Consider the following 19,120-nt stretch of genomic DNA (forward strand, 5'->3'; position numbering starts at 1 on the left):
CTGCCGCCCACAGCGACGGATGCTCGCTGCGTTGCTCTTGAACCAGGCGTACGGCTCTCTCTCGGACCTCGGGGGAAAACTTGGTTTGCTTGCTCATGGGCTCCATTCTCTCAAGAATTGGAGCCTCCACTAAACCCGGGGCGGTTCACACCGAGACCGTACCCGACTTGGCCGTGACGTTCGATTGCGGACGCGACTTGAGCAAGTTTTGCGGTCAGATTCGTTCCCCCAACGGTCTCCGCCGCCTGGCAACCGGCTGCATTACGAAATCCGCTATGCTTCGCGACGGCCGCGCTGGCGCAACAGTCGGAGCGGCCAAGTAACCTCAACTCTGACGACGGATACATGGCTACCAAAGAAAGCTTAATTGTCTTGCTCGTGATCGGCGGCATTGCCGGCTGGCTGGCGGGTGTGCTAATGAAGGGCCGCGGCTTAGGCCTACTAATGGACATTGTTCTGGGCGTGGCCGGCGCCTTCCTCGCCCATTGGCTCGCGGTTAAGCTGGACATCCACATCAGCAAGGGGTGGATCGGCTCGCTGATCACGGCTACTGTGGGGGCCGTGCTGATCCTGGTCGTAGCTCGGGGGATCACGCGCGGGTAAGCGTAGACCGGTCGGGTAGTTGTGCCGCAGCAATGTGTTACGGCTACTCGACCGCTCGGTGTGGAGGCAAAACTGGCACCGAGAGGCGGCAGGCCTGCTTCTCTTCCGCCAATCCAGGCGAAATGGGGGGATTTTCCACCGACAACCCACTGTGAAACGGATCGGCCCGTGCGTAGCGGCCGCTCGGGCGCCCGAGCATGGCAGGTTATGTGGCAGCCTCGATCCCGTATTGTCAGTGCGATCGATGATCGGTTCCGCGTGTCGGGTCAACGTGAGGCATTTCACAGTGAAGGCCCGCTTTTGCTGGGATCGGGCCTCGACCGGCTTCTACCCGGTCGTCTCTACCCGACCCATAGCGGCCTGACAACCTTCTCTAAAGCGGACACTCAAACAGTCTCGTTGGAAAATTTGGCTGCGGCGCGTAGTTGCTCGTTATCCCGACTAAGGACCCGATCAACTTGGTAGCGACGAAACAAGCCTAGCTTCAGCATCGTTTGCGGCGGACGTTATAAGCGGTGGCGACGGAATGTCCGAAGTCTCGTCCGCCAAGAAATGCGTGAAATAGAGCCGACCGGTCCGCCCGTCCACGTTGGCGGTGGCAGCCCTATGGAGGACCTTCTCCAGATCTACCTTCTTGGCTGCGACGCATCCCATCAGACACTCGAAGTCCTCAATGCCCATGATGAACACATTGTTCAGCGGCAGCTTTTTGCCGGAATCCTCATCGGGCGCTGCAAACGCACCAGGTCGGAAAAGGTCCACTAGCATCCTGCCGCCGCCAAGCAGGAGATCGCGGCTTGTGACAACGATAAGAAAGTCCGTGGGCTTCCGGTATCGATTACCGAAGTCCGTATGCTCTCGAATAATCTTGCCCACGTTCCAGCCCTGATTAATCGCATCCCTACAGCGCTCGGTCTTGCTGAACACCGTGTTCTCGTCGTCGGTCAAGAGCACGTCGTCTGCAAACAGACTCATCTTCGCCTCGATCAAGACATTGCATGTGGGCAATTCGAGGATCGCTTCGACGGCCGATGAATGCCGACTGACGACCGTCTTCAGTTCTTCCTCAGTTAAGCGGGGGTACCCGATGCCGTCCGTCAGCTCAGTAACGTATTTTTCGAAGACACGGCTGAACGACCGGCTGTATTCTCCGCCGTAATGCTCGGAGAGTCGAAGATGCACCGCATCCTCGACTCCCCGTGCGAAGACAAGCGGGTGCCAGGAATGGAGTTCGCCATTCGTAGTATGTAGCAGCGGAAAGCGCTTTACGTATGGGAACTCGTACAACTCGAGCTTTCCGGCAATGCGGCTTGCCTGGGGCTTTTGCAACTCCAGACGCAGGTCGGCCAGGTCGCGCACAAGAATGTTGCACACCGTGTCGAGGTCGCGACCATAGGCCGCACGCAAGGGAGCGAGAATGTCCCGTTTGAAAGCATGATGACCGTTCAGTATTTGGGCAAAAAGCGCGAAAGCTATATCGATGAAGACGTTTGGTTCTACCCCCAGGGCAGCCTTGAATTGCCGGCGGCTTATGGAGTTGGCTGGCAACCGTGCATAAAGCGCGGGCCACCGTAGAAATCCCAAGGTCGCCTGTCTCTGGAATTCGAGTTGCGGATACATGAGCGCCCGCAGCATCAGGAACACGCTTCTTGGTCGTCCACCGTCACGCCGTCGGCCGTTCGACTGTTGCCAGAGGAGCTGCCGAATGCTATCCATCTCTGCGCGGGAGATGCTGGCGCCAGTGCGATAGTGCATCAGGGGATCTTGAAGCGCCCACTTCACGATGAGCAACGTTAGCCACGGCGCCGTGGCCAGTTCTTCGACGGGGTCCTGCGGAGCGCTGCGGAGAATCTCAAAGGCGCGCACTACCACGGAAGCCGCACTGAATTGTCGGAGACGCGCCATGATAGCTGTGTACTCGTCCTTGATTCCCGGCTTTTCGAAGTCCTCAAGCAGCCGCCATTCACCGTTCACCAACCGAGTCGAAATCGGCAACACCATGCTTTCGCCCCCAACTGTTCAAATGTGACCGTACATTAACGCATCGAGATTGAATATCAGAAAAAAACCCATCTGATGAGGACAGATGGGCGTCGGAAAAAGGCACTCCGCCGATAGGGAGGTCCAACTGAAGGGCTGAAGCGCTTGCATCGGCAAGCGTGATCGCCGTCATCGTGGATATAGCGATCGCCGTAAGCGATCGCGAACTGGTTCATTGCATTCCGCGACTCCGTCGCAACTCGACCCCACTCTGCTGTGATGTTGGACAGCCCCGGCCAGATCAGTTTGGTGATAGCGGCATCGCTGTGGAAGTGGCACCAGGTCTTATTGATCTTGCGTAGTCTGGCGTTGATGCTTTCGATGGCGTTCGTGGTGTAAATCACCCGTCGAACCGCCGTCGCGAATGCGAAGAACGGGATGATCGATTCCAGTTTCGTCGTCAGATGGCGACTACCGACGCGAATCTCTCGCCCCACGGGCCGGCCGCGAAGGTATCGCCCTTGAGGTGCTCTATATGGCACTTCAAGGCGCTCGGTCACAATTGCTCTATCACCTCAGTTAAGCTAACGGCGTGCCAACAAATAAGACAAGCGGAGACACGCCAGAAACTATGAGCACGCTGCAACAGAGTCATCGGCACCATTACGTGCCTCAGTGGTACCAACGTGGATTCCTTGGCGACGGGCAAACTGCGTTCAAGGTCCTGGACCTCAAGCCTCCGGTCTTCCGTGACAAGGCGGGAAATGTGCGTGGCACAGGCCCATCAATCCTCACCAAGGGGCCAGCCGCCCTTTTTTGGGAGCCGGATCTATACGCCACACGGTTTATGGGGGTAGAGAACGACGACATCGAGAGATGGCTGTTCGGCGCCATCGACAAGTCTGGGCAAACTGCCATCAACGCTTGGCTTAATGAGGACTACGACAATGTCCACCAGACCTACTGGCACATGTACGAGTTCATGGATGCTCTTCGTTTGCGAACACCAAGAGGATTGCGGTTCGTTAGCTCAATGGGTAAGGCACGGGATCGAAATTCGGTCCTGATGCTGATGCAGCAACTAAGGCGCATGCATTGCATCATGTGGGCTGAAGGTACCCTAGAGATCGTTAACGCCTCACAAAGTGCAACGAAATTCATCTTTTCTGATCATCCCGTAACGCTCTATAACTCGCATGTTTTTCCCCAGGACCCCGCAATACCGTCGGGCTATGACCCTCATCTTCACTGGCTTGGCACACAAACGCTATTCCCGTTCGACAAAGAGCGCTTGTATGTCCTGACGCACGTCGAATTTGCTCACTCGCCAGGGCCGGCCAAGGCCCGCAAGGAACGGACCAATGCTCGATATTTCGACGAAGCAAATCCCATGGTGCGGTATGACGACTGCATCCGCGGTAGGTGCCTGACGGAGAAGCAGGTGCTCGAAGTGAATTACATTATTAAGAGTGGGGCTGAGAGATATATCGCAGGGCGATCAGAGCATGACCTTTACCCGGAGCGACACCTGAAAACGACGCAGTGGAACAAGATTGGCAAGTTTCTGCTTCCGTCAAAAGACAAAGTCCTGAGGCAGTCCGGATATACGGTCATGAAAACGACTAGCGGACGTTACCATTTCCAAGACCAGTTCGGGCGCCGTCCGGGTTCAAAGGCCGAATTCGCGCGCGAGGTGCAGAAAGCAGAAGAAATGGAAGCCCATTTCAAGCGGGTTCTGGCAAAGCACCTTGCGGAAAACAAGGGAGCCGACGAGGAATTGGTGGATTAGGGCCGCCACGACCTCCGTCTGCCGTCGGGTTGGCTGCCCTTGCAATTCGCTTTCACGCTCTGTACCCGCAAAGGGGATTTATCTCGGTGCAGCCCCGCAATTTATCGCGGCGCGCTTCACCACCCTCGGTGCGTGTATGGGTTTCGCTTACTGTCGCCCACGCTGGCGAGTGCCCGCACAACGAAGCTGACCCCGTACAGCGTGACCGCGAGCGCGATTGCGGTGTGCGCATGTCGTTCAAGGAACTGCAGCGAAGTGCAGTTCCATCATCCATCCAAATCAGCCGTGGGCGTGTCGCGGGTCGCGTTATAACAGCGTGACCGCCGATTGGGGTCATGTTTACGAACTGGCGTCTTCCCACTCGGACACCGACTTATCGGTGCGAACGCCGCGGGGAATGCTTGGTCCCCGATAGCCGCTACGTGCATTACCGACATGCATGGCTTGCTTTCGTGCTGGCTGCTCGCCGGTCAACTCAATGCCGTTCGCTTCAGCCTGCATGCGGACGTATCCGCGTAGCATTTTCTCCGTGTAGGTATAGAGCCCCTGTCGCCCACCTTGAGGCTGTGTCAGCACCGAGCCATAGGCGGCCCCACGAAGCTTCCGAAGTTGCGCCGCAAATCGGGTTCGTTCCAGGGGCTGACGCCCGTCAGCTCGCTTCGAAAGTACCATCTGGTAAGACTGGAAGATGCCGTCTACGGTTCGAGTCAGATCCTCGTGATCCGCTGTTGCCCAGACCAGATCCTCCATTTCGGGATGATGAACTACTGCCTTCTCGTATGGGCGCTTGAGCTCGCCAATGGTAGAGAGAATGGCCTCACCCAGCCCGTGGAGGAACAGATCAGCGTCGATCTCCGTCACTTCCGAATCGGACGAGAATGCGCTCCACAAGATCTTCTCCGTAATTAGGTGAACGTAGTAGGGAAATCCGTCGCTAACCATGGCGATGCGCCAGTTGACATCGTTGTCGAGTTGGAGCTCGAAAGCATCGGCAGCTCCCTGGACAATGTCCCTGCGAGCGTCCCAGCCTAACCGGAGTAGGTTGACTTGCTCAAGCTGACGATACGACGATTGGTGCGCCCCCAACAGTTCGTCAAGTGAGTGCCCTATGCCGGTGAAGATGAACTTTATGTCGACTGACCGATCCCCCATTTGTTTAAGAAGCGCAGCGAACTTGTTGCGCTCTGCGCCGTCAGGAATCGCGTCGAACTCATCAATCACCACCGCCGTGTTCCCCGGGCGCTTGTCCGCGACCTCCTCTAGGAGGGCGACGGCATCTCCGATGGATCCAATCCGAGCGGCAATGTCGACTGCACTGACCTCCGTGCCTGCCGCCAACTTTATTTTGACGAGGTCGAGGGTAGCAGAACGTGTCGTTTTGATGTTCTCCGTCCGCGGTTGGCGAAGAGCTTGCGTCACGATATTGGCAATGATCGTGCTAAACGTGTCATCCGGTGAGCCGGAAACGAATACCGGGGCTGCCTGCGAGCATTGATACTGGACGGCTGCGGTCTGCCCCAGTGAACTCTTGCCGACACCGCGATCACCATGAATGAACACATGCCGCCCTGGCGCGTAGAGGCTTTGTTTGATGGTCTCTAACTCTTTATCGCGGCCCTTCAGGAACTCGATGCTATGAATTGGCCGCGAAGCAGACAGGATTGTGCCCAGCTTTGTTCCAAACTCGTCCTCCGTGTATCCTCGAATCACATCTCCTCCGATTAATAGGCATCTGATAATGCTCGCTCCCGTTGGGAGCGCCTAATTATGACATTGCACGTCCCGAGGGGATCCAGTGGGCGTCCCAAGGTCCAAATTGTGCCGCCATCGCTAGCCGGCTGGAAGGAGTTATTTCGCCGCCTGCGACAAAGCACCGTTTCTGTCCCAGGTTATATCCCAAGTACTTCGATTGGCCGAATTCAGTGCGATGGCAACCGAGGCATCGAAGGGACACCGCTGCGGTGAATTGCACGCAATGTGGGGCCGATTTCAAACGGCCGCTCGTGGCCGGTATCGGCCGCGCTGGCTACACAGGCGTCACGCTGTCTCGATGACCCACTTCGCCATCCATCTATCGAGAACCACGGGTGATGCTCCGAGAATCATCTTGAGCCAGTGGCTTCGTTCATCGCTTGGCAGCACTCGCGCGGCATTGAGCACGGCCCGCCTCGCCCACCCCCCCAAGTTATATACGCCCGCCTTGTGTTTTCTAACCCAGGCAACGTTCTTGGTGGTAATGGCAGCAAGGGCCTGATTCTCGATGTTTGAACCGGAGAAGACAAACTGTTGAAGCTTTGGCGACGCCATGTAAACATCGTTCTGAGACAGGTACCACTCAATCCAAAAACGAACTAACTGACTGTCCAGTTCCTCAGATTCAATGAGCTTTTCAAACTGAGGAACAAGTTCCTTGGCGAGATCGCTGTCGGTAACCTCCTGGAGATACAGCGCTACGTCGTTGACTGCTGGGACGAAGAACTCGAAGTTTTTAATTAGGTGTCCTGCGATTGACGAAATCTTGTTTCGCCGCGCGGTGCGAATGACGCTTCTGGCTACGCCAAGGTCTAGATGTTGGTAGTTCAACACCTTCTCAATCGCAAGTTCCAGCTTGGCCCTCTGGATCTCCTCTTCGTCGTCGACTATCACTTCCACCTCTTCAATCTCATCGGTATAGGGGTTGTAGATCTCAAGAGTTTCTAGGAGTTCAACCTTCTCATCGGCGTACGTACTATGGATATGTTCCTGCACGTAGGTCTTGGCTTCCATCACAATCGTCTTCTCGGAGGAAAGCGTCAGTCTATGATTTTCGTAAAGGTAAAGCGTCAGGCGCTCTAGAACCTGATACAGAATCCGAGGAGAGTTTGAAAAGATGCGAATGTCATCGACATAGCGCGTATGCGCAATTCCTTGGTCCTTTAGGAAAACGTCGACATCAATAAGAACCGCCTCCGCCATGACTATGCTTGGCGCTGGTCCGACAGGAACTCCTTGCGACGACTTGCTGTTTAACGTGGACAAAAGCCATTCAATGTCGTCTGCAACAGGCTTTAAGCTTGCGTCGGCCGTTTCGATAGCGTTGTTCAGGCGGTGAAGGTAGATCTGGTTGTAGAAATCGGTTATGTCCGTGACCAGAATGTAAGAGAACTGTACCGCCAGTTCTTCCGTCTTTTCTGTGAAGTTTGTCCAACCGGAGCCGCCTGAGAAGTAGCTTCCGTCTGCGATGTGAAACCGGTATGAGCACGCAATTCGGTCGTTTACTGGCTGCCTTGCGGCTTCGACCGCACCTGCGACATGGCAGGCGAGCGCGGCGTAGATGATTGCATCAAGGGGTTCCAGTTGATGTACGACGCGGAAACCTGCTTTGGGCTTGGAAATGGTCATCGCCCGAGGAGCTGTGATCCAGAACTTGGTGACGTTCTTGGAGAGCAACTCCTTCTTTACTTCGTCCCACTGGTGCCATAGAGCTTCGAACTCGACAGGCTTCGGAAAGAAGTCCGAGTCGTAGAACTTGCCAATGTGTTCGCGGGCGAACTCCAGCGACTGTTCGGTGAGGATGGTCATAAGAGAAGTGTCGAGACGCCTAATTACAAATAGATGATAAGCCGCCAAAGACGAGTGATCTCCCAAAAAGATCGAATTTAGTCGGGCTCATTGGTGCAATACCTTCTGCCGTCATTTAGTCAAACCTAAAATCCGCGAATGGAACGAGTGTCCGCTTCTGGGCGGACCCCGTCGTCGGCCCTCATTCTCCGGCCAGGTGCGGGTCAGCCGACAGTCCGGCGGCTCGAAGAGCCCCACAGTACGGTTCTTAGCCCCGGTGAAGAGATGAAGATGTCCGGCCGCCCCGACGACCGGACAGTTGCGGTGGGTCATCGAATTCGAACTACGCGGAACTCGTGCTTTCCTAAGATCATCTTCCCGGTACTCGGGCATATAACTACACTCGGGAAGTATTCGTATAGATACAGATATTGATAGCTGATATCCTTCCATATGCTGCCATCCGAAAGAATTATTATTTCGCTTCCATCGCCGGTACCGAGAAATGGCTGTGGCTCTTGTATGGTGGTTCTGTGACAATTGGCGGCTGCCGCAGATGATATTGCAGCGAAAAGCAAAAATATGACTGCAACAGAATTTCGCATGCACATTCTCCTTTTTCGGAAACACTCTCACGGTGCTAAAAGGCAAATACCTCGGCAAAGGATCGCTCGGCGAGTCGAATAGTTCTCTCCTCAGTAAAGCCAACGTGGAACGAGCACTGTGGCGCGGCCGTAGCTAGAAGTCGAAAGTGGGGGTGTCGGGAGCATGCGACACATCGCCTCGGACGACCGCTCATGGCCGACCTGAAGCGCTCGCGGTCCAAAAGCACATTCGCTTACGAGACAACACCCACCGCATTCCTACTTTTGGAGACTTCAACCGGCTCCACCGACCCCACCACCGAAGCAAAATCCAGCAAAATAACTTTGAAGTCCACGTTCTTTGACGTGTATCGCTTGATCGGGATTTCGGCCGATTCCAGCACCTGGTTCTTCTGTCCATCCCGCTTTTTCGCTTTCGCGCTGCCATGCGAAGCGCCGTCAAGCTCAATCACATACAGCGGTCGCATCGTCCCGCGTTCACAGACGAGATAATCGACATATTTCTGCGCAAACAGACTCCGGGCACCGTGCTCCTTTCCTTTGTGCTGCACAAAAGCCGACATGGCTACCTGCGGAAACACATGGGCATTCCGCAGGGCAATGACCAGCCGCTCGTAGAGATGGATTTCGTCATCGCGCAGAAACGGTGCCTTGCGGGCGAACTGATAGCCCTGCGGAGTCCCGCGCCCGGACCGCTTTGCCTTGATGGTGCCCAGCAGGATGAAGACGAGCGCCATGAGCAGCGCCAGCGCGAACAATGCCTTCATATGACCCCTCGTTATTCTCTTCTTGTGGTCCGCATTCACCGGCGGCATCGGTGCCCGAAGGCTTGACCGGCGATTATGGCGACAGCACTTGAACTTCGCATGCCCCAAACGGAGGGGGCCACCCACACTTGCCACGGTGATCACAATTCCGCCCGAAGCCAATTTCGCGGCAGGCATGCGATGGCCGGATACGTCATGCTCATCGCGGAAGTGTGCACAATCGAGGCGCTCGCTTGAGCGACAGCTCCTGGCCGATCTGAGACGCGCAAAGGAGATATTCGCCAGCGACAACACAGCCATCGCAGCAATCGTTAGGTCAGCTTTCCCCTCTTCACGTCTCCAGGAGTGGCTTGCGGTAGCTTCGCGACGAGGTCGCCAAGAAACAACGTACAGGCGAAGCTAATCTCATGAAACTCGTCGGCGGTAAAGGTAACCCGCTCGCCGACACGATAGGAGCGCGTTCGAGTTACGCGCTGAGAATAGATCTCAACATTGTCCCTATCATCGCCAGGATCGACGGTGCTGCCTGGCACCAACTCCACCTCTTCTGTTCCTCTGATGTAGAAGACTCTGATGCGGGGCAAGCTGAGCGTCAGTACTCCGTCGGCGTCGGCATCTTGGGTGCCCACGATACCTCCTCGGTGCTCAAGGCAGTTGCGTACTTTCTGCAAAGATTGGAACTCAGTTGTGAACGCCAAGGCAGCGGTGAGCTCTTTGTTAACGCTGGCAATCAGGTCTGGGAACTTTGCGCGCTGCGCTTCTTTGCGGGACTCGCTCATCAGCGCATTAAATGCGTCGGACTTTATTGGTCCGTCATGAATCTTCGCAAGTTGCAAGAAGAAATACGCCTCCTCCAACGAGTCGCGAATGCCGCGAACCACTTCGGAGAACGCTTGGGACAGAATCCAGTTGGTATATAGCGTGCGGCGCTCATCAGCATTGTTTGCGCTACTTCCCATATCATAAGCAATAGGGTGGCCCATAACAGGCGGAGCGATGCTGAGGTCGGAGTTGGCCAGCGAGTTCAGCGCGAATCTGACGATCTCACTGGCATCTCGGGCGGCCTTCATACCTGGGCTCGCAACGCCGTCGGAATTCAATGTCAGAACAAGTTGATCCATATCTAAGTCCGATAGATCCCGTTGCACCATGCGGAGGCCGAGACAAATGTCCCATTGCTTGCCAGCCAAGCGAGAACTTCAAATGATGCAAATGTCTGAAAGAACTGCATCCAGTTAGTTTTCGCTCGGAGACTACTGCTGTCGCCGCGAACGTCGAGATTGTGTGCAAATTAGAGGTGCCTGTCGAGTGGCGCTCCCTGGTCCGAACGCCGCCGGCCCCACTGCTGGCCGCCAGCCAGCGTCGCCTAGCCCTGACCAACGCTGTCGTTCGAACAACGTCAAAGATGCCCCACCAAGGCTCCTTCTCTGGAGTGGGCATCGGGTTGTGGCGGTTATACTGCCATTCGTCGATGGAGAGGCGAACTTCCGTCGGCGGCATCAGACTGAAGGTTTTGAAGGAGTCGCTAGCTTCGACTTGACGCAGAAAATCGTCTCGTGAGGCGCGCGACCAAGTGACAAACGATTGACCGACCCCGTAGACGCGGTTCCGAGCAAGGTACTCGAGCACCGTCTTGTCTAGCTTGTATTGCAAGCGCAGCTTTAGCCGAACGGCGGGCCAGCGATACGCTGCTTCATCATCAGGAGCGAGACGAAAAAGACGGCAGATGGCAATCTCAAATCTCGTACCTCTATCGGGGGTACCGAGATGCGCATCGAACGCAAGGCCATCCCCTTCTGAAGTAAGCACCTCATACGTGTCGAGTGACATGTCGCGGAACTCCATTGCTGCCCGCATTGCATCGCTCAGGTTCAGTGATTTGAGCAGAAGCGCATTCTTCTTGAGAAACGCTCGGAAATCCTTCTCAGAGTGCAACGGCGAAACACGCTTGTCTCCACTCATGACTATTCTTACCCTCGCTCTAAAGTTGGCTCTGGCAGGTCCGGCTGTGCTACTTCGAGATCGCGAGTGCCCTCGGCAGGTGGAAATTGAACCGGTGCGGTTGTATTAGGATTGTGTGCAATCTAGGTCGGCATGTCGAGCGGCCGTTTCTGGCCGGGAAGAGACCTCGGCTCGCCGACAGAACCGTCCTGAGCCGCCGCCAAGTGAGACCGAGCCGCATTGGCGGTGCGCCTGCGTGTACCCATTAACTATGAGACAAGTCGTGTTTATTACCCATTAACTGTGAGAATTTAACCCAGTTAATTTGAAGCGAGTGTGCGTAACCCATTGATTCGTATGTGGGTTGACTACCCAATAACTTTGAGACGGGACAATTTCATAGGGCGAGGCGTGCGTCACGTCTCACAGTTAGTGGGTTGGATTCTCAAAGTTAATGGGCAAAGAGAACGCGCGGAAGGGGGGCGCAAAGTGCCGGGGGCTGTGGGCACGTCTATTGGCAAACCGGCGAGCGACGGTAGGGGACTATCCGGGACCGAGTGGCTACGCATTCACCACCGAGAAAGGTGGAGCGGTATTGGCCCGGGCGAGGCAGGTAGTGCCGGGGTCTGATCGGACAACCGGAGGGGCGGGTCTGGACTGCAGCGCAAGCCGGGCTTTCGCTTCGCTGGGCGCGGCTAGCGGGTGAATGCTTGGAGTATGTCTAATGCCGGCGGCTCTAAGTTGCGTATCGGTGCGCGGTCCACACCTGGGTGTACTGGCGTATGTCGACGCTTGGGGATAGGTAGCTAGAGGGTAGGCCGGAAGGCCGAGGCTACGCGGCCAGCTCGATTCGAGTAGTGCGACGGACCTTTGGCGTCTCGTCGTAGGTGCGCCCGTTCAATTGACGGCCGGTGCGGTCTTTCCGAACCCCCCATTGTTTGAAGAAAAACGCAACCCTTGCGGCACGACACTGCTTGCGGATGGACTGTGCAGTGTGCCGCGAACCCCATCGTCCTGAGCCGCCGCGCGCGCTTCGGCCATCAGCTTGCCAATGCGCGCCACAAACGGAAGGACCCGCTGGCCGGCGGGTGTGGGACGCACGCGGCGCGCATGGCGCTCGAACAGCTGCGTGCCCAGTTCTTCCTCCAGCCCGCGGATGCGTGCCGTGATGTTCGACTGCACGGTGTGCAGTGCGGTAGCGGCCCGGTTCATGCTGCCCAGCCGCGCCACCACCTCGAAATTCTTCAAATCTGCCAGTTCCATACGAACCGTGTCTCCGTCTGCCATGGAATGCTCTTGCACAACTGTAGCCCGTTGCGCAAGAACGCGTTGACCTCTCTGAATCAAAGATAGGTCGTATCTCGATATTTCAGTTCTCGGCATCCGTTATTGCACATAGCCTTGAGCCATCTGCAATAGCGATGGGCGCATGACGCGCGCGGGTCAGTTAACCCCCCGTAGTACAGCCATAACAATCCACTTGGAGAAGACACCATGAAACATTCAACACGATCGCTGGCCGTTGCTGCTGCCGGAGTCGTTCTGCTGGGCGCAGGTACCAACGCGTTGGCCCAGCAACGAACCCCGCTGCAGACCATCGATTATCCGCCCGGTTACGAGACGGTCAGCGTGATTGCCGAACTCGAACCGGGGCAGTGCACGACCAGACATGCCCACCCGGGGATCGAAAGCGCCTACGTGCTTGAAGGCGAGGCGGTCGCCAAGTTCGACAGCAAGCCGGACCAGAGGCTTGTGGCGGGACGACCGCTGCAGTTCGGCCAGGAAGAAATGCATAACGTCTGCAACACCGGCACGGTGCGGTTCAAGGCAATTGCTCACTATATTGTCGAGAAGAACAAGCCACTGGTGCTGCGTGCGCCCTGATATCCCATTTGATTATCCTCACTAGGAGAATAGGTAATGCTGAGGCAAACAAAAGTGGCGCTCACATCTGCGCTGGTGTCTCTGCTGTTCATGCTGGAAGGTGCGCCGGTTGCGCATGCGGCGTCTGCGCTGCCGGACGCCACCCGGGCCGGTTTGGCCGACAGGCTGTACCGCGTGGATTGCGGCCGCTCTCTGGCCAATGACGAATCGGTGTGGACACCGGGCGAAAATGTCGGCAAGAGCGTCGAGTTCTCGTCGACCTGCTGGCTGGTCAAGCACGGAAAGGATTGGCTGCTCTGGGATACCGGCGTGCCCGAATCGTCGTACAAGGATCCCAAGGGGTGGTCCACGCTGCCGAAACTGATCGTCTATCACCTCGACAAGACGCTGACGGGCCAACTGGCGGAACTCGGACTCAAGCCGGATGACGTAGGCCGCGTGGCAATTTCGCATACCCACGGCGATCATATCGGCAATGTGGGCCTGTTCCCGAACTCGACGATTCTCATGCAGAAGGCCGAGTATGACTGGATTCATTCGCCCAATGGATCGAACGAGAACGTCAATCAGTTGATGGCGTTAGCGCGCAAGCTGATGGGAAAACCGAAGGATCTCAAGCTGGTTGAAGGGGATACCGACGTTTTCGGCGATGGCAGCGTGACGCTGGTGGCCACGCCAGGCCACACGCCGGGCAGCCAGTCGCTAATGGTCCACCTGAGGAATTCAGGATTTGTGATCCTGTCTGGCGACGTGGTGCATCTGGAAGGCAACTTCGAGCGAAGCATCGTGCCGTCGCTGAATACCAGTAATGCGGATTCGCTCGCGTCGATGGAAAAGGTCAGGAAACTGATGGCAACCTACAAGGCGAGGCTGTTCATCAATCATGACAAGCACCAGGCCGAACAGCTCAAGCTGCTTCCCGCCTATTACGACTGAGACGACCAAGGCCCGATGATTCGCGGCGCCGACGCTCAACCCGTGTCGGCGCCGTCTTGCTTCAAACTTCCTGAAACTCGCCTTGCGTCTGCAATACCTTCACCAGACGCTCGCCATGCATCTGCGCATAGTCATGGGCCAGTTTCTCGGCTTCGGCCGTATCGCCCTGCAGGATCGCCGACGCCATATGCTCGTGCTCGGCATAAATGGCTTCTGAATACTCCATCAGCTTCGTCGTCATGAGGATATAGAGCATCACGGGGTCGCTGATCAAACCATACTGGACGATCAGGCGGCGATGCCCGGATAGCGCAACAACCGTCTTATGGAAAGCCAGGTCTGCCTCGGCGATGCGCCGGCGATCCATGTCGGCGATGGCGAATTTCAGTGCGGCCAGCGCCTCGCGCAGTTTCTTGCGGCCGGCGTCATCGATATTCGCGGCGGCCAGTCTCGAGGCCATACCTTCCAGGTTGCTGCGAAGCGTATAGAGCTCCCAGGCGTCTTCCGCCGACAGCGACACGACTTCCCACCCGGTATAGGCATGCTGGATCAGCAGACCTTCACTGGCGAGGCGCTGCATGCCGGCGCGGACTGTCGAGCGCGAGAGGCCGATCTGTTTGGCAAGCGCGATTTCGGTAAGCCGGGAACCGGGCGCGAGATCACCAGAGAAAATGGCGTCGCGAATCCAGTCGGCGGCCTGCCGATCGAGGCTGCGTTTGTCGATTTCAATGCGAGTACTCATAGATGCTTGACCGGAAACGGAAAACGCACCCGAACCACCATGGAGCGGGTGCGAGGCGCAAGCCCTGGGCTGCCAGACACGGGCGGATGACTAGCATCTTACCGCCCAACAAAGACGATTGTTAATTGTGGGCAGTTAACCCTAGGTGGCCAAATGAAGCGAATGTGCCTTCTAGGCACCATGTAGAGCGGAATTAGAGTCTTCCTGCCGCCCGCCGTACTTCATAGGCCTGCAGGTTCAGCAAGCAGATCCGGTGCACGGACTCGTCAAGCCCATGCGCCCGGATGCGGGAGAGCATGTATCCGACAATGTGGTCGCCTTCGATGGCCGACTTCTTTTCCAAATCGCGCAGGATTGACGGGACGTACGCCGAATCCTTGTTGGCGAACAACTGCCGGTATTCCGCCAGGAATGCATCGGTCATCGGATATCCCTCTCGCGCGGCGACCTCGGCATGGACGGAAAGCACCTGATAGAAGAGCTCGGTGCCCCCCGGCACGCGTGCGATGTCACCGACACTCGCGCGCAGCAGCGTCGTCACCGTGGCCACTGTGGCGAGATGGACAAACTTCTCCCAGAGGTGATGCATGATGTCGGGTACGGCGGTAGCGACGACGCTATCTTTTGGAAACGCCCGTTGCAGGGCCTGTACCCGGTCGCTCATGACACCCGACTGCTCGCCAAACTTGATATAGCACCAGTCGTTCAAATGCTGAATCGTGCCTTCCTTGTCCAGCGTGACGATGATTTTCGCTAGCCCACCGAGCACGCGCTCTGCACCGAACGCCTTGTTGAGCTTATCGAGATGCGCCATGCCATTCAACAACGGCAGCACAGCGGAATTCGGACCTACGGCCGGGCGAATGGCTTCGATGGCGGAAGCGAGGTCATAGGCCTTGCTGGTCAGCAGTACGATGTCCCAGTGTCCGTCCAGTTCCTCCTGGGTGACCGTTCTGACCGCAGCATGGTAATCGCCATACTGGCTGCGAATATTCAGGCCATCGCGTTCGAGGATAGTGCGCCGCGCGGGGCGCACGAGAAAGGTGACGTCCGCACCTTGCTGGACCAGTCGGCCGCCATAGTAGCCGCCGATCGCGCCGGCACCCAGAGCCAGAATTCGCATGATGTCTCCATGAAGTCAAATAAGGGGATGGCCCGTGCGCCGGGCCTTGCGCCAACCTGTTCAGCGCCGCGCGTCGCCCTTCAGCAACCGCTGCGGCATGGCCGTGAGCAGCAGAATGGCGCCCAGTACCAACGTGACAGCGAACATGTACAGGCCGTAACTCAGAGACCCGGTCGTAATCTTGACCCAGCCAAGCACGGATGGGCTGGCGAAACCACCGATCAAACCAATACTGTTAATGACCGCGATGCCACCCGCCGCACCGGATGCGGACAGGTATGAGGTAGGGATGGTCCAGAACAGCGGCATGGCGGTCAGAATACCGAGCGTGGTGATGGACAACACGACCAGCGCGACAAGCAGGCTGCTATGGACGAAGGTTACGGCGACCAAGCCAATGGCGGCAACGATCATGCCCAGCGCCACGTGCCAACGGCGTTCGCCGGTCTTGTCGGAATGCTTGCCCACAATCACCATGCCTACGCACGTCACCACATAAGGAATCGCCGTCAGGATGCCGATCTGCAGGGGATTGGTCACGTGATAGCTGCGCACCATCTCCGGCAGCCAGAAACTGATGATGTATAGCCCAGCAGCAATCGTGAAGTAAATCATCGACAGCGCATAGAGACGCGGGTCACGCAGGGTCTTCACGAAGGAATGATCATGGCCGTGCGTGCCAGTTTCGCCCACTTCGTGGATCAGGATGTCTTTCTCCCGGGCCGTGAGCCAACGGGCGTCCGCCGGCTTGTCGGACAGCACGAACATGACCAGCACGCCGAGGATAATCGACGGCACCGCCTCGATTATGAACAGCCACTGCCAGCCGCCCAGCCCCGACGCACCGGTCATATTGACCATGATCCAGCCGGACAGCGGGCCGCCGATTACACCCGATACCGCAATGGCCGACATGAAGAGCGTAATGATCTTTCCACGCATGGCGGGCGGATACCAGAACGTCAGATACAGCACGATGCCGGGGAAAAACCCGGCTTCGAACGCGCCGAGCAGGAAGCGCGCGACGTAGAACTGCGTAGGCGTGGCGATAAACGCAAAGCTCGCCGAAATGCATCCCCATACGACCATGATCCGCATCAGCGTCTTGCGTGCGCCGATTTTTTCGAGCAACAGGTTGCTGGGCACCTCGAACAGGAAATAGCCTAGGAAGAAAATGCCGGCTCCCAGCCCCTAGACGGCGTCGGAGAACGCCAGGTCCTGTTTCATCTGCAGCGCGGCAAAGCCAATATTGACGCGGTCCAGATAGGCAAAGACGTAGCAGACAAAAAGGAACGGAATAATGCGCAACGTGACCTTGGCAAAGGTACGCCGCACCTCATCGCTCGTGTGCGACGGCGCCGTGTGCTGCCGCGCGGCGGGGGTGGAAACTGTCATCATGATCCTGCTCCAGCCATTGGAATGGTGGTGATATGGGCGGCTCCCGAGGCGAGGTCGCTCGCGCCAGGGCGCGACGGTCTCCACCTCCTCCCCGGAAGTGATCGGAATAAATGATTAGAGGACTACGCTTCAGCCCCGGCGATTACAGGCCCAGATGGCTGCGACGGACTTGCGGCGGATGGGCGCGCAGCGCTTCCTCGATGGGATCGCAACCCCAGCCCGGCGCGTCCGGCACCAGAATCCCGCCGCGCTCGATTTGAGGCGTGCTGGTAAAGAGCTCGTCGTCCCAGGACAGCCGATCCACATCCACTTCCATCACGCGCAGATTCGGCACCGCCGCCGCAAAATGCACGTTCATCATCGTGGAGAGGTGGCTGTAGAAATTATGCGGTGCGATATTGACGTCGAACGCATCGGCGACATTGGCAATCTTCATCGCCTGCCAGACACCGTTCCACACCGCATCGACAATGGCCACGTCCATCGACTGCGCCTGGAAATAGGGCAGGAACTGGCGCACGCCAAACAGCGTCTCGCACGCCGCGATTGGCGCGTGGCTGCGTTGGCGGATATACGCCATGGCGTCCGGATTGTAGATGTCGAGCTCGACCCAGAACAGATCGAAGTCCTTGATCGCATTTATCAGCGCAAGATAACCCTCGGTGCGCGCGTTGAAATTCAAATCAACCAGAATATCGACGTCCGGGCCAGCCCCATCGCGCAGCGCTTCCAGGTGCGCACGCAAATTCCGGATCAATGCCTTGTCGACGTTGAGCGACGGCGCATAAGGCGAACCGAAACCAGCCATCCACTGGCGCGGCTTGCCATGCTCATCGACAAACAGATTGGTCTTCAGCGCCGAAATGCCGGATTTGCGCGCATCGGCACCCGCCTTCTTGACCCCGTCCAGATCGACGATGGCCGGTTGATAGAGCTTGGGATGGCTGATCCGCCAGGTCGCGCAGTGAGACCAGTAAATCGGCACACTGTCCCGATGCTTGCCGCCGAGCAACTGATAAACCGGCAACCCTAGCGACTTGGCCTTCGCATCGAGCAGCGCATTCTCGATCGCACCGATCGCCTCTGCGCTGAGCCCATAGGGAGCAGGACGCAACGATGCCGCAAGGCGCCCATAGGCCTCTTCGTGGTCGTACACCGACTTGCCGATCAAACGAGCGGCCAGCTGTTCGATCACAGCGGTCAGCCCTGGCGGGCCAAAGGACTCGTCGTACTCGCTCCAGCCAACCGTGCCGTCAGAGGTCACAACCTTCAAGAAGTAGTAATTTCGCCACCCCGCATCGCAGGCAATGGTCTCAAAGTGCTCAATACGCATGTTTCCTCGCTTGTTAGTTGCCAACAATTGATTGTTAACAATTAACTGTGAATTTAGGTCGTCGCGTGGGGCTGGGCAACTAACGTAAACCCGGGGAAGAGGGTTCGCCGGTAAAGGGTTCTGTCATGGGGCGTGAAATTGGCCGTGGCAGAAGGGTTCTTGAGGGTGTGATCTATATTCAATAATTTTGAATAACTATGACAGCGATCCGCAACTTTCTCCGGGATGGCGGTCGCTATAGTTCTGCACATGGACGGCACGACAACAGCGGTAAGCCAAACAGAGCGCCGGAAGCGCCGTCCGATAACACCTAAAAATTATTGAACCACCTTTTATACCGGAGAGCACCATGTCGAACGCCAAGCTGCAAGTCCTGACCCCGCGCAACAGCCAGCTCATCATCATCGACCACCAGCCCCAGATGGCCTTCGGCGTGCAGTCGATGGACCGCCAGACCATGAAGAACAACGTCGTGGGCC

At 57.1% G+C, this 19,120-nt stretch carries 16 protein-coding genes and 3 pseudogenes; 5 read left to right on the forward strand and 14 right to left on the reverse strand.

Features of this window, described 5'->3' with window-relative positions; translation table 11 throughout:
• The first annotated feature begins 345 nt into the window (after positions 1–345).
• Complete coding sequence (locus AC1DOX_RS29860) at positions 346–603, forward strand: GlsB/YeaQ/YmgE family stress response membrane protein (protein ID WP_441624402.1); 258 nt, start codon at positions 346–348, stop codon at positions 601–603.
• Positions 604–1,056: 453 nt separating this feature from the next.
• On the opposite strand, the gene gapS1 is transcribed toward AC1DOX_RS29860, so the two are convergent.
• Together gapS1 and AC1DOX_RS29870 are read right to left on the reverse strand one after the other, a co-directional pair.
• Positions 1,057–2,604: a GapS1 family protein gene (gapS1, locus tag AC1DOX_RS29865; protein ID WP_441624404.1), complete on the reverse strand. Its 1,548-nt coding sequence runs from the start codon at positions 2,602–2,604 to the stop codon at positions 1,057–1,059.
• 179 nt (positions 2,605–2,783) lie between these two features.
• A pseudogene (locus tag AC1DOX_RS29870) lies at positions 2,784–3,100 on the reverse strand (transposase); the annotation flags it as partial.
• 114 nt (positions 3,101–3,214) lie between these two features.
• On the opposite strand from AC1DOX_RS29870, the gene AC1DOX_RS29875 reads away from it, so the two are divergent.
• On the forward strand, positions 3,215–4,372 hold the full coding sequence (locus tag AC1DOX_RS29875; RefSeq protein WP_441624406.1) for a DUF4238 domain-containing protein: 1,158 nt from the start codon (positions 3,215–3,217) through the stop codon (positions 4,370–4,372).
• 339 nt (positions 4,373–4,711) lie between these two features.
• Here AC1DOX_RS29875 and AC1DOX_RS29880 read toward each other — a convergent pair whose 3' ends face one another.
• From AC1DOX_RS29880 to AC1DOX_RS29910, 7 genes and pseudogenes are all read right to left on the reverse strand, one after another.
• A complete protein-coding gene (locus AC1DOX_RS29880) occupies positions 4,712–6,082 on the reverse strand; it encodes an ATP-binding protein (RefSeq protein WP_441624408.1) in 1,371 nt (456 codons plus the stop codon).
• Between the two features lie 327 nt (positions 6,083–6,409).
• The gene (locus AC1DOX_RS29885) at positions 6,410–7,933 is read right to left on the reverse strand and encodes an RNA-directed DNA polymerase (protein WP_441624410.1); all 1,524 of its coding nucleotides are present in this window, start codon (positions 7,931–7,933) and stop codon (positions 6,410–6,412) included.
• A gap of 817 nt (positions 7,934–8,750) precedes the next feature.
• Complete coding sequence (locus tag AC1DOX_RS29890) at positions 8,751–9,284, reverse strand: DUF2726 domain-containing protein (RefSeq protein WP_441624412.1); 534 nt, start codon at positions 9,282–9,284, stop codon at positions 8,751–8,753.
• Positions 9,285–9,595: 311 nt separating this feature from the next.
• Positions 9,596–10,354 carry a hypothetical protein gene (locus AC1DOX_RS29895; protein WP_441624414.1) on the reverse strand — a complete coding sequence of 253 codons (759 nt, stop codon included), beginning with the start codon at positions 10,352–10,354 and terminating at the stop codon, positions 9,596–9,598.
• Entirely contained in the window at positions 10,329–11,246 is a 918-nt protein-coding gene (locus AC1DOX_RS29900; RefSeq protein ID WP_441624415.1) for a hypothetical protein, read from the reverse strand. The genes AC1DOX_RS29895 and AC1DOX_RS29900 overlap by 26 nt, the downstream gene beginning before the upstream one ends.
• A gap of 811 nt (positions 11,247–12,057) precedes the next feature.
• The gene (locus tag AC1DOX_RS29905; RefSeq protein ID WP_441624424.1) at positions 12,058–12,207 is read right to left on the reverse strand and encodes a DUF5131 family protein; all 150 of its coding nucleotides are present in this window, start codon (positions 12,205–12,207) and stop codon (positions 12,058–12,060) included.
• A gap of 107 nt (positions 12,208–12,314) precedes the next feature.
• Positions 12,315–12,608, reverse strand: a pseudogene (locus AC1DOX_RS29910) (LysR family transcriptional regulator); the annotation flags it as partial.
• 111 nt (positions 12,609–12,719) lie between these two features.
• Here AC1DOX_RS29910 and AC1DOX_RS29915 point away from each other — a divergent pair.
• Positions 12,720–13,109 carry a cupin domain-containing protein gene (locus AC1DOX_RS29915; protein WP_092136876.1) on the forward strand — a complete coding sequence of 130 codons (390 nt, stop codon included), beginning with the start codon at positions 12,720–12,722 and terminating at the stop codon, positions 13,107–13,109.
• A gap of 36 nt (positions 13,110–13,145) precedes the next feature.
• Positions 13,146–14,045 carry an N-acyl homoserine lactonase family protein gene (locus tag AC1DOX_RS29920; protein ID WP_092136877.1) on the forward strand — a complete coding sequence of 300 codons (900 nt, stop codon included), beginning with the start codon at positions 13,146–13,148 and terminating at the stop codon, positions 14,043–14,045.
• 61 nt (positions 14,046–14,106) lie between these two features.
• Here AC1DOX_RS29920 and AC1DOX_RS29925 read toward each other — a convergent pair whose 3' ends face one another.
• The 5 genes from AC1DOX_RS29925 to AC1DOX_RS29945 all read right to left on the reverse strand — a co-directional run bounded on the left by AC1DOX_RS29925 (position 14,107) and on the right by AC1DOX_RS29945 (position 18,641).
• Complete coding sequence (locus AC1DOX_RS29925; protein WP_441624418.1) at positions 14,107–14,787, reverse strand: GntR family transcriptional regulator; 681 nt, start codon at positions 14,785–14,787, stop codon at positions 14,107–14,109.
• A gap of 193 nt (positions 14,788–14,980) precedes the next feature.
• Positions 14,981–15,910, reverse strand: a complete 930-nt coding sequence (locus AC1DOX_RS29930; protein ID WP_092136879.1) for a 2-dehydropantoate 2-reductase — start codon at positions 15,908–15,910, stop codon at positions 14,981–14,983.
• 60 nt (positions 15,911–15,970) lie between these two features.
• Entirely contained in the window at positions 15,971–17,098 is a 1,128-nt protein-coding gene (locus AC1DOX_RS29935) for an MFS transporter (RefSeq protein ID WP_441624426.1), read from the reverse strand.
• Between the two features lie 3 nt (positions 17,099–17,101).
• The gene (locus tag AC1DOX_RS29940; RefSeq protein WP_441624420.1) at positions 17,102–17,308 is read right to left on the reverse strand and encodes a hypothetical protein; all 207 of its coding nucleotides are present in this window, start codon (positions 17,306–17,308) and stop codon (positions 17,102–17,104) included.
• A gap of 142 nt (positions 17,309–17,450) precedes the next feature.
• On the reverse strand, positions 17,451–18,641 hold the full coding sequence (locus AC1DOX_RS29945; RefSeq protein WP_441624422.1) for a mandelate racemase/muconate lactonizing enzyme family protein: 1,191 nt from the start codon (positions 18,639–18,641) through the stop codon (positions 17,451–17,453).
• A 349-nt stretch (positions 18,642–18,990) separates the two neighbouring features.
• On the opposite strand from AC1DOX_RS29945, the pseudogene AC1DOX_RS29950 reads away from it, so the two are divergent.
• Positions 18,991–19,120 (forward strand): annotated as a pseudogene (locus tag AC1DOX_RS29950) (hydrolase); the annotation flags it as partial.

This window comes from Cupriavidus sp. 01L415 (genome assembly GCF_056400065.1).